At 33.0% G+C, this 14,856-nt stretch carries 16 protein-coding genes; 2 read left to right on the top strand and 14 right to left on the bottom strand.

Going from position 1 to position 14,856, the window contains the following annotated elements:
• Positions 1–6 precede the first annotated feature (6 nt).
• The 5 genes from ANASTE_RS06690 to ANASTE_RS06710 are packed head-to-tail and all read right to left on the bottom strand — an operon-like array spanning position 7 to position 3,921.
• Complete coding sequence (locus ANASTE_RS06690) at positions 7–750, bottom strand: YlmH family RNA-binding protein (protein ID WP_007050227.1); 744 nt, start codon at positions 748–750, stop codon at positions 7–9.
• A gap of 2 nt (positions 751–752) precedes the next feature.
• Positions 753–1,229, bottom strand: a complete 477-nt coding sequence (locus tag ANASTE_RS06695) for a cell division protein SepF (protein ID WP_052294603.1) — start codon at positions 1,227–1,229, stop codon at positions 753–755.
• Between the two features lies 1 nt (position 1,230).
• Complete coding sequence (locus ANASTE_RS06700; protein ID WP_039945296.1) at positions 1,231–1,920, bottom strand: YggS family pyridoxal phosphate-dependent enzyme; 690 nt, start codon at positions 1,918–1,920, stop codon at positions 1,231–1,233.
• Positions 1,921–1,931: 11 nt separating this feature from the next.
• The gene (locus tag ANASTE_RS06705; RefSeq protein WP_007050230.1) at positions 1,932–3,284 is read right to left on the bottom strand and encodes an HlyD family efflux transporter periplasmic adaptor subunit; all 1,353 of its coding nucleotides are present in this window, start codon (positions 3,282–3,284) and stop codon (positions 1,932–1,934) included.
• 13 nt (positions 3,285–3,297) lie between these two features.
• Positions 3,298–3,921 (bottom strand): sugar transferase, encoded by a 624-nt coding sequence (locus ANASTE_RS06710; protein ID WP_007050231.1) that lies wholly within the window; start codon positions 3,919–3,921, stop codon positions 3,298–3,300.
• Between the two features lie 166 nt (positions 3,922–4,087).
• Between ANASTE_RS06710 and ANASTE_RS06715 the strand changes: the two genes are divergently transcribed.
• Positions 4,088–5,188, top strand: a complete 1,101-nt coding sequence (locus ANASTE_RS06715; RefSeq protein ID WP_007050232.1) for an LCP family protein — start codon at positions 4,088–4,090, stop codon at positions 5,186–5,188.
• A 4-nt stretch (positions 5,189–5,192) separates the two neighbouring features.
• Positions 5,193–7,112 (top strand): ABC-F family ATP-binding cassette domain-containing protein, encoded by a 1,920-nt coding sequence (locus ANASTE_RS06720; RefSeq protein ID WP_039945714.1) that lies wholly within the window; start codon positions 5,193–5,195, stop codon positions 7,110–7,112.
• A 78-nt stretch (positions 7,113–7,190) separates the two neighbouring features.
• Here the strand turns inward: ANASTE_RS06720 and ANASTE_RS06725 are convergent, their stop codons facing one another.
• From ANASTE_RS06725 to hisG, 9 genes are read right to left on the bottom strand one after another with little or no spacing between them, the layout of a single operon-like run.
• Positions 7,191–8,570 (bottom strand): citrate/2-methylcitrate synthase, encoded by a 1,380-nt coding sequence (locus ANASTE_RS06725; protein WP_007050234.1) that lies wholly within the window; start codon positions 8,568–8,570, stop codon positions 7,191–7,193.
• Positions 8,571–8,604: 34 nt separating this feature from the next.
• Positions 8,605–9,246, bottom strand: coding sequence for a bifunctional phosphoribosyl-AMP cyclohydrolase/phosphoribosyl-ATP diphosphatase HisIE (gene hisIE / locus ANASTE_RS06730; RefSeq protein WP_007050235.1), 642 nt, complete (start codon positions 9,244–9,246; stop codon positions 8,605–8,607).
• Between the two features lies 1 nt (position 9,247).
• Positions 9,248–10,003 (bottom strand): imidazole glycerol phosphate synthase subunit HisF, encoded by a 756-nt coding sequence (gene hisF / locus ANASTE_RS06735; RefSeq protein ID WP_007050236.1) that lies wholly within the window; start codon positions 10,001–10,003, stop codon positions 9,248–9,250.
• Complete coding sequence (gene hisA, locus ANASTE_RS06740) at positions 9,997–10,701, bottom strand: 1-(5-phosphoribosyl)-5-[(5-phosphoribosylamino)methylideneamino]imidazole-4-carboxamide isomerase (RefSeq protein ID WP_007050237.1); 705 nt, start codon at positions 10,699–10,701, stop codon at positions 9,997–9,999. Before hisA ends, hisF begins: the two co-directional genes overlap by 7 nt.
• A 3-nt stretch (positions 10,702–10,704) precedes the next feature.
• Positions 10,705–11,310: an imidazole glycerol phosphate synthase subunit HisH gene (hisH, locus tag ANASTE_RS06745; RefSeq protein ID WP_007050238.1), complete on the bottom strand. Its 606-nt coding sequence runs from the start codon at positions 11,308–11,310 to the stop codon at positions 10,705–10,707.
• Positions 11,307–11,885 carry an imidazoleglycerol-phosphate dehydratase HisB gene (hisB, locus tag ANASTE_RS06750; protein WP_007050239.1) on the bottom strand — a complete coding sequence of 193 codons (579 nt, stop codon included), beginning with the start codon at positions 11,883–11,885 and terminating at the stop codon, positions 11,307–11,309. Before hisB ends, hisH begins: the two co-directional genes overlap by 4 nt.
• The gene (hisC, locus tag ANASTE_RS06755; protein WP_007050240.1) at positions 11,886–12,944 is read right to left on the bottom strand and encodes a histidinol-phosphate transaminase; all 1,059 of its coding nucleotides are present in this window, start codon (positions 12,942–12,944) and stop codon (positions 11,886–11,888) included. It lies immediately after the preceding gene.
• Entirely contained in the window at positions 12,944–14,227 is a 1,284-nt protein-coding gene (gene hisD, locus ANASTE_RS06760; RefSeq protein ID WP_007050241.1) for a histidinol dehydrogenase, read from the bottom strand. The genes hisC and hisD overlap by 1 nt, the downstream gene beginning before the upstream one ends.
• Positions 14,228–14,229: 2 nt before the next feature.
• A complete protein-coding gene (gene hisG / locus ANASTE_RS06765; RefSeq protein ID WP_007050242.1) occupies positions 14,230–14,856 on the bottom strand; it encodes an ATP phosphoribosyltransferase in 627 nt (208 codons plus the stop codon).

Consider the following 14,856-nt stretch of genomic DNA (forward strand, 5'->3'; position numbering starts at 1 on the left):
ACCTGCTTATACAAATTTTTTAACCAGCAATTTAGTATTGCCTTTTTTAGTCTGACCGCTCTCGCTGTCTACAATAGCTCTGCCTTTCGTCCTTACTGATATCATATCCCCAACCTTTACAGTCATGGCAGGTTTAGAAACCTGATTATGATTTATTTTGACTTTGCCGCCCTTTACAAACATATTAGCTTCATTTCTGGATAGCTTAAATATATTACCTATAACAGCGTCAAGCCTCATGGAAGGAACTATAATATTAAGCTCTTTAAATTTAGGTTCTATCACACTGGCTTCATTTATATCACATTCATAGAAGGTTACATTGTTCCCGCCTATTTTAGTCAGTTCACTTACTAAAAATTCACTTATTGTATCATAAACAAAAATCTCTATATGATCATCAAGTATATTAATATCTCCCACTTTAGACCTATCTACACTTAAAGAAAGTATAGAACCCAAGACGTCCTGATGTCTTACATCAAGAGCTTCCTTTGATTTTAATACTTTAATCGGATATTCACTTTCCTCAGGCTCATGTCCTTCCTTAAATATACTCATTATCTTTCTTTCAGTATATATGTGACCGCCAAAGAATGAACAGTCTTTACCTTTATATCTGCCGATTTCTCTTCCGCCAACCATTTGGTCGGAAGGATCCAAGAAACTAGAAAAGACACTTCCACCTTTTTTATCGGATAAAAGTGCCATATCTTCTATTCTGGATATGAAAAATTCATATTCGCCCATATTTAGTCTTCATACTCCCATAAATCTCTGGAACGTGTTGATGTATTATAAGAATCGTTTGGTCTTTCCTGTGTTTCTACTTCAACGCCGTAAGGAGCTAAAATAAACACATTTTGAGCAATTCTCTTCATACTTGCGCCAAGTACATAAACGGCACCGCTTAAGAAGTCAAATATTTTTTTAGCATCTTCATTTTCTACTTTATCCATATTTACTACAACAGTAATCCCGCCTTTTAATTTATCGCAAACCAATGGTGCGTCATTAAAAGTTCTCGGTTCAACAAGCATAACCGTTGAAGCAGCATGTGTCGCAACAGGTGCGCTTTCAGTTCTTACTGAAGATTTTTTACCAAATAATCCGCCTTTTCTAGGTTCATCATCATAGTAATCATCTTCTTCATAGTATTCGTCTTCGTAATATTCATCTTTCCCTACAATCTTTTCGCCTAATTCACCTATAAAATCGTTAAATCCCATTTTATTCTCCTTCAAATATACTTGTCCCTATACGGACAATATTACTACCTTCATCTATGGCGACTTGATAATCATTTGACATCCCCATAGATATTACAGATAAGTTTATATTATCACATTTATTATACATATTTCTACAATTATCATAAATTTTTCTTAACTTTCTAAAAACATTCACTAAAACATCTTTATCTTTTGTAAACGGAGCCATGCACATAACCCCCATAACATTTATATTTTTAAACTCAATGGATTTATTGAAAGCTTCTTCTACTTCACTTTCATCAAACCCATATTTATTTTCTTCTTTGCCTATATTGAATTCTATCAAAATATTTGTAATAATATCTTTTTTCTCACTTTGCTTATTTATCTCTTCCATTAAACGAATGGAATCGACAGAATGTATGAGATGAACTTTACCGACAATATCTTTTACTTTGTTTCTTTGCAAATGACCTATAAAATGCCAATTTATATTCTGTCCTTTAAAATATTCATATTTTCCCAAAAATTCTTTTACTTTATTTTCACCAAGGTCTTTTATTCCGTAATCGATAACTTCTTTGATCTCTTCATTAGTCCTAAATTTTGTTACCGCAAGTAATTTTACATTCTCGTTAAAAGCACTGTTATCACCGGATGTTTTTATGTTATTTAATATCTTATCCAAATTATCTTTTATACTCATTTTCATACCTCCTAATCAGGATTAGTTATAACTTCCATATTATTACTTAGTCTCGGATTTTCACTAGGTTTTAAAAGTACGTTTTTAAAACCTTCTTCATATACTTTAACCTCCACAAGCTCCTTAAAATTTCCGCTTGTAAGTGCATAAACATACTTTTTACTTCCATCTTCAATTATAGCACTTTTCGGTATTGTAAAAACATTTACTTCATTCGTATGAATATTAAGTTTTGTTTTATCTACGTTTATCAAATGATCAAAAGCATCTTTTAAACATATAACCAAAACTTTTTTATCATCTCCGTAATCCATAGAATTAATAAGGTAACCTTCATCCAAGACTTCATCGTTATCTTCAAATTTGATTGTAGGATAAGTAATAAGCATATCAACTCTCGTTAAAAGATAATCATAATATTCTCCGTCTGTTTTTAAATCATGATTTTTCTTCACGGATTTATTATATTTTTTTGCCTCTTTTTCCCCTTCGACATATGTATCTTTATTAACGACCGCACATACATAAGCACATTGATTGTTTACGATTTTTATAATAGATTTATCATCTTTAGTACTTGGTGGTTTAAATCCCTTTAAATAATCAAAATAATCCTTACTTAAAGCTCCCATTACATTGGTATTAAGGACTTCTTCATATCCCGTTCTGGAAAAATATATATTTCCCGTAAATGAAAAATTCAAATTTGAAATAGTAAGGGATTTATTCTTTGAAGATTTTTTACTCTTGAGTTCACTCTTTATTTTTTTAAGAGTGGCAGAATCTGCAAAAATATATTTCATGGATTTCTGCATCATATTCTTCTTATCTTTTAATTTTGTTAAGGAAGCTCCATATTTATTTATACTGGTAGTATTATTTGAACTCTTGGCATTGTCGTATTTATCCTGAGTACTTGTTATTTTTTCCTCTAGCTCGCTAAGGTCTCTAAAAAAAACTTCCCTGCTTTCATATGACTTATTTTTAAGCCTCCAGTCTATTACTTTTATCGCATCATTTATATATTTATTGGTTTTTATTTTATAACTTGAAGAAAGCTTCGTATTTGAGCCTACCTTCTGTCCCTCTTTAACCGTAAATTTTATGGGCGTGGTCTCCTTTAAGTCCACATATTCAGAATTTGTAAAGATGTAGCTTTCGGCAGTTTCCGTCGTAATATGTTTCTGTGAATTAAGTATTACAGTATCCTCTGTATGAAAAACGGAAAATAAAAAAAAGACTAAAATAGCTGATATGATTATTATTTCTTTATATCGTTTTCTGATAAAACTTTTTTTTCGTTCTTTTTTTATTGGTTTATTATTTTGGGGTAATCTATTTCTGTTTATGTTTTTATTTTGCACTTTAAATACCTCCTTATATTCCTTTTAGCACTACAAAAATAGTGGAAAAAAGAATTTTAAGGTCTAAAAATATAGAGTAATTATTAATATATTCAATATCCAACTTTACGACATCATGTATATTAAGCTTGCTTCTTCCTTTTAATTGAGCAAGTCCGGTAAGTCCGGGATATGCTATACATCTTTGTTTTTCATTTTCATCCAGTAAATCCGTTTCGATAGGGATAAAAGGTCTGGGACCTATCAAACTCATATCTCCCTTTAAAACATTTATAAGCTGAGGGATTTCATCAAAGCTTGTCTTTCTTAAAAATCTTCCAAACTCCGTAACTCTGGGATCTTGTTTTATCTGAACAAAACCGTTCCTCGATTTTTTAAGTAATTTGGCTTCTTCTTTGTCACTGCCTTCTCTCATAGTCCTGAATTTTATTATATTAAAATGCCTCCCGTTTCTGCCAACTCTTTCTTGAACGAAAAAAACACTTCCACCATCGGATATTTTAACAATAATAGCAATTACTACTCCCGGAACAATAAAAGCTACACTAAGCAGTAAAGCGCATATTATATCTATGAGCCTTTTAATAAATATGGAATTTTTATATTTTTTAATTTTTTCTTTACTTACTTTTTCCATAGTTATTCCTTTACAAAAGTAATAATTAGCTGATTATTTATTATATCATTTTCTTATACTTTTTACAAATATTTATTAAATGCTTACAAAAACATTAAAATTATAATAGATAACGTCGTATTTTATGCTATAATAATAAATTATAAAATCTTTTTTGGAGAATAAAATGAAGCAAAATAAAGCAATAAAACCAAAAAAAACATTAAAAAGAACTAAGAAAAAAACTAAAGGGCTAAGCAATCAGGGAAAGAAAAATATAATAGTCGTAATCTTGGCATTAGCCATAATTTTAACCTCCAGCGGACTTGGATTTGCAAAGACCTTGGGATATGATATATTGAACGAAAATCCTATGCAAAGTGCAAAATATACAAGATTTAGTGATAAAACAAAGCTAAACAACTCAGAAAAACTAGCGGATACGATGAATATCCTCATATTCGGTATAGATAAAAACGAAAGCAGAAGCAAAAAAGAAACGATATTCAGACCGGATACAATAATGCTTGCAAGCATAAACACAAACAAAAAAACAATCAAACTGGTTTCCGTTCCCAGAGACAGCAGAGTAAATATATATAACACATCGGGAAGAGATAAAGTTAACTCATGTTTTTACTATGCCAGTTTAGGTCTGAGCGAATCGGAAAAACAGGATCAAACAAAAATGTTTAATACCGGTGTTACATATTTAGAAAATACAGTCAGTGACGTACTTGGAGGAGTTCAAATAGATTATTACCTCGGTATCGATATGGATGCACTCCCTAAAATCGCAGATGTAATGGGCGGTGTGACCATCGATGTTCATCAAAATCTATATGCAAAAAACGGACATGATTATTCAAGTATTAAAATCAAAGAAGGCAAACAAAAGTTAAACGGGGAGCAGCTTTTATATTACAGCAGATACCGTGCATATCCCGACGGAGATATAGGAAGAGTAGCCATCCAGCAAAAAATAATGAAGGCTATTTTCAATGAATTCAAGAGACAAAAAAGTTTTTCAAAAATCCCGCAAATTTACAACCTCGTTCAGGATATGGTCGAAACAGATTTAAAATTTGCACAGATAGCGTCTTTAGGCTTCTCATTTAAAGACTTCAACATAGATGACCTACAGACTTTTACATTACCGGGGAACTTCGGAAATCTCGGAGGAGTATCATACTGGATAGTAAATCAACCTGAAAGAGTCACATTTATAAAGGATCTATTTAATATAGATGCTGAACAACTATCACAGGATCCAAGGAGTGATAAATAATAAAATGCAGATTAATATAAATAGTTTAAATAAAAGCTTTGGAAGCGAACACTTATTTACTATTAATTCACTTATGATAAACGATAAAGATAAGGTGGGCATTGTCGGTCGTAACGGAGCCGGCAAGACCACCTTACTTAATATTATAATGGGTTTGGATGAGGATTATACAGGACATCTATCCAAAATAGACAAAGATAAGATAGGCTTTTTAAGACAGGACTTAAACCTAAACTTAGATAATAATATTTATAATGAAGTACTATTAGGAGCAGAAAAATACACAAAAAAAGAAGAAGAAATAGAAAATATTTCTATGCTTATAGATTTTGAAAAAGATAAAGAAAAACTTAATAAGTTAAATGAGCAATACCATGAACTTATAACAGAATTCGAAGATATGGACGGATATAAGTATAAAAGTTTAATGGTAGGAATTATTAAAGGACTTGGTTACAGTGAAAGTGACTTTAATAAAAAAATATCTACTTTATCCGGCGGACAAAAGATGAGAGTAGCTCTTGCAAAACTACTCGTTTCTTCTCCGGAAGTCTTGATACTCGATGAGCCTACAAATTATCTCGACACAAGCAGTATTACATGGCTGGAAAATTTTTTATCTTCAGTTAAATCCACAGTCATAGTTGTAAGTCACGACAGATATTTTTTAGATAGATTTACAAATAAAATAGTGGAAATAGAAAACAAAGAATGCTATATATATAGCGGGAATTATTCAGATTACATTTATAAGAAGAAACAAAGACTTATAAGCGAAGAACATGCCTATAAAAAACAACAGGCAGAAATTAAAAAACAAGAAGAAGTAATAAAGACATTAAAACAATTTAACAGAGAAAAAAGCGTAAAAAGAGCAAGAAGCAGAGAGAAAATGCTCGATAAAATAGAAAAAGTAGATAAACCATATACCTCAAAAAACTCTCACATAAGATTTAGATATACGCCAATGGTCAGTAAAAAAGCCATAACTGTAGAGGGGTTGAAATTTGGCTATACCGAAAATAAAAAGTTATTTAATGATTTTAATATCACAATAGGCAGTACAGACAGACTTGGGATTTGCGGCAGAAATGCAACGGGGAAATCGACCTTTTTAAAGCTGATTACGGGAATACTCAAAGAAAATAACGGACTTATAAAGAAAAATCCAAAATGCCAAGTATTATATTTCGAACAGGAACATAACGACTTAGACGGCAGTTTGACAATAATAGAAGAGCTGAGAAGATCAACCGGAGCAGATGACGGAGAAATAAGGAACATTTTGGGATGTATGATGTTCTCGGGAGACGATATAAATAAAAAGATTTCCACATTATCCGGCGGAGAGAAAAGCAGAGTAGCCATAGCAAAACTGATGATGAAAGAATCAAATGTTTTAATACTCGATGAACCCACAAATCACTTGGATATAGAAACAAAAGAAATATTGGAAGACGCGCTTCTATCTTATAACGGTGCAGTGATAAGCGTATCTCATGACAGATATTATCTAAATAAAATTTGTAACAGAATAATGTATTTGACGGGAAAAGACATCAAAGTATACGACGGAAATTATGATTATGCAATGGAAAAAGAAAGTATAATCAATACAAAAATAAAAGAAAAAACTTTAGAAGTAAAAAAAGAAGAGAATAAAGATAATAGAAATACTTCAAAGCTCAGCAACAATAAAAGAACAGCATATGAAAAAGAACTTAAAGATATAGAACTTTTAATGGATAAACTGGAAAGCGACAAAGAAGAAATTGCGGTAAAAATGAACGATCCCGACTTCTTCAGCAATGAAGGAAAAGTCGAAAAAGTATCTTTAAGATTAAATGATATCCAAAATCTACTCGAGGAAAAAGAACTAAGATGGCTTGAGATTACGGAAATACTCGAAAATGACAAAGAATAAAAAGAGCAGATTTCTGCTCTTTTTTATTTATAATTATTTAATTTTATATGCTATCATCTAAACCGTTGAATTAATTATTTATTTCCTTTTATCCAAAGGGATATATTCTGTCTTAGGCTGAACATTCATATAAGCAGGTCTTATGATTTTTCCCGCATTAATAAGTTCTTCAAGCCTATGAGCAGACCAGCCGGAAATTCTCGCTATTGCAAACAAAGGCGTGAACAATTCCTTTGGTATCCCAAGCATTTTATAAACAAATCCACTGTAAAAGTCAATATTTGCACAAATATCTTTGTATGTTTTAAATTTGCCTTTGATTATATCGGGAGCAAGTCTTTCGACTCTTTCATACAACTTAAATTCATCGGTAAGCCCTTTTTCTTCAGATAACCTTTCAACGAAATACTTAAATATAAGAGCTCTCGGATCGGAAGTAGAATAAATACCATGACCAACACCGTAGATAAGTCCCTGTTTATCGAAAGCTTTCTTGTCAAGTATCTTATTTAAATAAGAACTTACTTCCTCATCATCTTCCCAATCTTTTACATTAGCTTTTATTTCTTCAAACATATTTACTACCTTAACATTTGCACCGCCGTGTTTAGGTCCTTTAAGTGACGCTAAAGCCGCACCAACGGCAGAATATGTATCTGTTCCGGAAGATGAAACGACATGCATGGTAAATGACGAGTTATTACCTCCGCCATGCTCCGCATGAAGTACAAGTGCAAGGTCTAAAATCCTTGCTTCAAGAGTAGTATATTTAGAATCCGGTCTAAGCATATGGAGTATATTTTCGGCAGTTGATAACTCCGGTTTAGGTGGATGAATGTATAAGCTTTCACCTTGATGATAATGTATGCTTGATTGATAACCGTAAACAGCTATCATTGGGAATATGGATATAAGATGCATACACTGCCTCAACACATTTTGTATCGATATATCATCCGGATTTTCGTCATAAGAATATAATGTAAGGACGCTCCTTGCCATTGTATTCATTACATCTATACTGGGAGCCTTCATGATTATATCTCTTACAAAAGAAGGCGGCAATGATCTATATTTTGCAATCTGACTGGTAAAAGCCTCAAGTTCTTTTTTGTTTGGCTGTTTGCCTGCCAAAAGCAAATATGTAACTTCTTCAAAACCAAATCTGTTATCTTCCAAAAATCCGTCAACCAATGATTCGATAGGAATACCTCTATATCTTAAATATCCCTCGACCGAAACTTTTTTTCCGTCTACAATCTCACTTCCGCAAACATCGGAAATCTCCGTAAGCCCTGTTAATACACCTACACCGTTAACATCTCTAAGTCCTCTGTTTACATTGTGAATTGCATATAGATCTTTTTCTATATAACAATTATTCAAGCACGTCTTGCTTAAATCTTTGATTTCAGGTGTTATATCCGAAAAGTTGATTTCTGTATCTTTATGTTTCATTTACACCCTCCTTTGTTATTCTCTAAATTTAAATTTATTTATGTCTGTTGTTAAGTTTACTAAAAATATCCTCTATTTTTACTCCTCTGTCATTTAATAATACTAATAAGTGATATATCAAATCACTGGCTTCACATATGATTTCTTCTTTATCATCATTCTTCGCGGCAATTATAGTTTCCGCACTCTCTTCGCCTATTTTTTTGCAAATCTTATCGGTTCCTTCTATAAGTAAATACTGTGTATATGAACCTTCATATTTGGTAGGCATTTTTTCTAATTTCTTTATATCTTCTTTTCTTTGATTGATAGTATCCTGAAGCGTAAATAAAATTTGTGCACTCTCTTCTTTATCTGATTTTACTATATCGTTAAAGAAACAGCTTTCACTGCCGGTATGACAGGTAGGTCCCACAGGATCAGCATTAACAAGCAAAGTATCGTTATCACAGTCGGATTTTATGCTAACGACATTTAAAAAGTTCCCGCTTGTCTCACCTTTAAGCCACTGTGTCTTTCTACTCCTTGAATAAAAGTTTACCTTACCCGTCTTAAGAGTGTTATTATAAGCTTCTTCATTCATATATCCGAGCATCAATACTTTCCCCGTTTTATAATTCTGAACGATAACAGGCAGAAGTCCGCTATCATCAAGTTTAAAATCTTTAAAATCCATTTCACAACCTCATTTCTATACTATTATCTTTTAAATACTCTTTAAGCTCCATAATATCTATTTCCCCAAAATGAAATACACTGGCTGCCAAAGCAGCGTCTGCACCAGATTTTAATACCTCAAGAAAATGCTCCATTCTTCCTGCTCCGCCTGAGGCAATGATAGGAATGGATAAAATACTATTTAATTTTTCTATAAGTTCAAGGTCAAAACCATTTTTCACTCCGTCGGTATCTATGGAATTGATACAAATTTCTCCGGCGCCCAAATCTTCGCCTTTTTTAGCCCACTCAACAGCGTCTATATATGTATTTTCTCTTCCGCCTTTTACATAAACATCCCAGCTGTTTTTATCATTTCTCTTTGCATCTATAGATAAAACAACACACTGAGAACCAAATCTTTTGGCGCCGTCGGAAATTATACTTGGATTAGTAACGGCACTGGAATTGACGCTTACTTTATCCGCACCGGCAAGCAGTACTTTTCTAAAGTCTTCGACTGTTCTTATTCCGCCTCCGATAGTAAAAGGAATGGAGACTTCTTTTGCTATATCCTCTACGGTATGTATAAATATATCTCTTTCATCGCTTGAAGCGGTAATATCGTAAAATACCAGTTCGTCTGCACCCAGCTCGGAATATCTTTTACCTAATTTAACGGGGTCATCCACATCTTTTATATTCGCAAATTGTTTACCCTTTACCACTCTGCCGTGGTCAACATCAAGGCATGGTATAATTCTTTTTGCTAACATATTATATCCTCTACACTAAACTTATTTTCATATAAAGCTTTACCTACTATCACTCCGTAAGTATCATCTTCTTTTAATTTATTGATATCATCAAGTGAAGATACGCCGCCCGATACAACTATATTATGCTTCGTTGCTTTTTTAAGCTTTCTATACAATTCAAAGCTCGGCCCGCTAAGCATACCGTCCTTTTTAATATCAGTCACAACTATACCGGTAAGAGGCAAATCCTTTATTTTATCAAGATAATCCCAAATCAAAATCCCGCTGTTTTCACTCCAGCCTTTTATATAGACATATTCGTCTTTTACATCTAAAGACAGACTTATTTTATATGGGTACTTTTCAGACATTTCTTTTAGGAATGCAAAATCTTTGACTGCTTTTGTTCCTATAGATACTCTGTCCACACCTATATCAACATATTTCTTGATTTGTTCTTCTCCTCTTATACCGCCGCCGACTTCGATGAGCATATTTGTATCCGTGATAATCTTTTTTATAATATCGAAATTAGTAAGCTTCCCTATCAACGCAGCATCAAGGTCTACGATATGAAGATACTTTACACCTCTTTTTTCAAAATCCTCCGCTACGGTAAAAGGGTTATCAAAGTAAACGGTTTGTTTATCATAATCCCCCTGAGAAAGTCTTACACATTTATTGTCTCTTATATCTATTGCAGGAAATATTATCATATATTATTCTCCTAAGTAATTTAAAAGTAATTTTGTACCTGTTTTATCGCTTTTTTCCGGATGAAACTGCATTCCTATTACGTTTCCGTGTCTTACTACTGCCGGAACGTTATAATGGTATTCGCTGTAAGCAATCAAATCTTCATCATTCATCTTATCCGCATGGTAAGAATGAACAAAATATACATATTCGCCATTATTTACATCTTTTACGATATTGTCAGTTTGATTTATAATAAGCTCGTTCCACCCCATATGAGGAACTTTATAACTCTTTGGGATATCAAAGGGTACGACATCGCCTTTTATAAAACCAAGACCGTCATGTTCGCCCATTTCATAGCTTTTATCAAACAGAAGCTGCATTCCGAGACATATACCGAGAAGATATTTACCGTCCTTTACCCAATCGTTCAAGAATGAAATAAGATTATTTTCTCTAAGCCCCTTCATCCCGTCTTCAAAAGCGCCTACTCCGGGTATAATCAGCTTTTCACAGTTTTTTAAAACTTCTGTATCATTAGTGATTACACTTTCATAACCAAGCCTGCTTAAAGTGTTATATACATTTCTGAGGTTACCCGCACCGTAATCGATTATTCCTATCATAATACACCTTTGCTTGAAGGGATATCATCACCGACAATTGCAGTTGCCTCTCTTAAAGCTCTTGCCAAAGCTTTAAAAATAGCTTCACACATATGATGATTATTTCCCTTGTCCAGTACTTTGATATTTAAATTGATACCCGCATTTATACAAAATGCATATAAAAAGTCTTCAAGTATTTCTGTCTCAAAATCACCTATTCTTTCGACCGTAAATGGATTTTCATAAACAAGATAGCCTCTTCCGCTCACATCCACACATACTCTTGCCAAGACTTCATCCATAGGAACAAAGAAGGTCGAATACCTGTTGATGCCTCTCTTATCCGAAATCGCTTCTTTAAAACATTTCCCAAGAACAATCCCAATATCCTCTACGGTATGATGATTATCAACTTCAAAGTCACCTTTTGCTTTAATATCAATATCGAATTTAGAGTGACTTGCAAGTAAATCTATCATATGATTAAAAAATCCCACACCCGTATCGGAATAAACGACACCGCTTCCGTCTAAATTAAGATTTACTTCAATATCTGTTTCTTTGGTTACTCTGTGTTCAAAACTTGACCTCATTTAGAAAACCTCCTTTATCACATCTATTACTTCATTATTTTCTTCTTTACTTCCTACAGTGATTCTTACTACATTTTCAAGTTCATCTCCGTAAGACCTTATGGAGATACTTCTTTTTTCACATTCTTCATACAGTTTTTTTGCTTTTTCGGTTTTTATCGTTATAAAATTTGCATTAAGTGGAAGTATAAGGATATCTTTATAATTTTTCAGAACATTTACTATTCTGTCTCTTTCTTTTTTTATAACCTTTAATTCTTCTTCTATAAGTTCATGATTATCTACGAGAACTTCTCCCGCTGTCTGCGAGGTAACGGATAGATTATAAGGTGCCTTTGCGGCAAATAAAAAGTTTATTATTTCCTTATTTGCAACAATAAAACCTACTCTAAGCCCCGCTCCGCTGAATGCCTTTGACAAAGTCCTTAAAATAATGACTCTGTCACTGTAATTAAGCAAATCCATATTGTCATCTTCCGCAAAGTGAATATATGCTTCATCAATAATCACAAGCCCTTTGGTATTATCTATTACTTTTTTTATTTCGTCTTTTGAATATAAATATCCCGTTGGATTATTCGGAGTACATATGTAAACTATCTTTGCATTATTTTTATTTGCTTCTTCAATCAATTTATCTATATCGGGAGATAAATCTTCTTTATCACTATTAAGACCTATATATTTACCTTTGGCTAAAATAGCAGCTTGTTTATACATGGAAAATGTAGGCTCATAACTTATGGCAATATCATCTTTATCCATAAAAGTATTATTTATTATTGTTATTCCTTCATCGGAACCCGATGTAGCAATCAAATTCTCCGAAGCTACACCAATAAGGCTAGCATACTTTTCTCTGAGTCTATTGGCATAAGGGTCAGGATATCTGTTTATATCTATACTCTTCATTCTGTCGATAAAATCATCCTGAAGTTTTGTTCCGAGGAAATTTTGATAATGTTCATTAGCATTTAAAATTATTCTATAGTCCTGTCCCGCAGCTTTATAATACTCATAATCTTTTAAAGCCGGCACTACCAAGTCCTTAATGCTCATTATTCAAATCTCCTTTCAATGGCTTTTGCATGAGCGGTTAGCCCCTCTTTATTTGCAAATTTTATTATCTTATCCTTTTGTTTTGTAAGCTCTTCTTTTGAATAGTATACTATGCTCGTCCTTTTTAAAAAGTCATATGTTGAAAGCGGAGAATAAAATTTTGCTTTTCCAGATGTAGGGATAGTATGATTGGAACCTGCAAAATAATCCCCTACAGGCTCGGGAGTATATTCTCCCATGAATACTGTTCCGGCATTTTGTACTTTATCTATATAATCAAAAGGTTCTTCCAAAGATAATTCTAAATGTTCCGGAGCAATTTCATTGGAAACTTCGAAAGCTTCATCAATATTATCAACGACAAATATTATTCCATAATTTTCAACCGATTTAGTTGCGATATCAACTTTAGATAATTCTTTAAGCTGGTTATTAACTTCTTCTTTTACTTTACCTGCTAAATCCTCTGACGTCGTAACAAGAATACAAGCCGCATTTTCATCGTGTTCTGCCTGAGATAATAAATCAGCCGCTACAAATTTCGGATCAGATTTTTCATCGGCAATAACAAGGACTTCACTTGGGCCTGCCAACATGTCTATATCAACATCTCCGTAAACTTTTCTCTTTGCCTCTGCAACAAATAAATTTCCCGGTCCGCATATTTTATAGACAGGTTTAATGGTTTCGGTACCGTAGGCAAGAGCGGCTATGGCACCCGCACCTCCCGACAAATAAATTTCATCCACACCGCAAAGATACGCTGCTGCCAATATGTTTTCATTGACTTTGCCTTCTTTATTAGGAGGCGTTATCAAAGCTATTTCTTTTACTCCCGCTACTTTTGCGGGAACCGCATTCATCAGTACGGTGGAAGGATAAGGGCTTTTGCCTCCGGGTATGTAAAGCCCTACTCTTTCGATAGGTGTGACTTTTTGCGTAAGTCTTTTTCTTCCCTCATCCATATCAAAATGAGAATACTTTTGATTTTTATGATACTTTTCTATATTATCCTTACTCTCTTTTAATACTTCAAGAAAATCCTTATCAACATTTTCATAAGCCTTTTTTATGTCTTCTTTATCTACTTTAAGACTTTCAACTTCTACTTTATCAAAGTCTTTCATCATTCTAAGTAAGGCTTTATCTTTATTTTCTTTTACATCTATTATTATATTTTCAACTAACTTTTCTACTTCGTTTAACTTATTCCCATGTCTTTGAAGCTTTTCTTTGACAACACTTAAAATATTTTTTTCGTTTCTTAAATCTACTATATTCATCTCTACACCATCCTATCGCTTGCCTTCTGCAAGTTCTCTATAAAAGGCTTTAAAGATGAATGTTTCATTTTAAGGCTGGCCTTATTAACTATAAAAACAGAATATATATCAAAAATTTCTTCAAGCACATTAAGCCCGTTTTCCTTTAAAGTTACCCCGCTTTCAACTATATCAACTATTACATCCGACATATTAAGCAGAGGGGCAAGTTCAACAGAACCGTTTATCTTTATGATCTTTGCCTTGATTCCAAGACCGTCAAAGTATTCTTTAGCTGTATTTACAAACTTTGAAGCCGCAACGATCTGTTTCATATTTCTTATATCGGTGCCTTTAAATCCTGCCACACACATCTTACATCTACCTATATTTAAAGGAAACAATCTATATACATCAGGGTTATCTTCAAGTAAAATATCTTTACCTACAATACCGCAATCACAAACTCCGGTTTCAACATATATAGGCGTATCGCTCGGTTTAACAAGAACCATTTGGACACTTCCGTCATCACTGTTTAAAATCAATTTTCTGTTTAAATCAAATTCGGAAAAAGTAATACCAAACTCTTTAAATAATTTAATAGCTTGTTTAGCTACTCTTCCTTTTGCTACTGCTATTTTAATCAT

Source organism: Anaerofustis stercorihominis DSM 17244 (assembly GCF_000154825.1).
Taxonomy (GTDB): domain Bacteria; phylum Bacillota; class Clostridia; order Eubacteriales; family Anaerofustaceae; genus Anaerofustis; species Anaerofustis stercorihominis.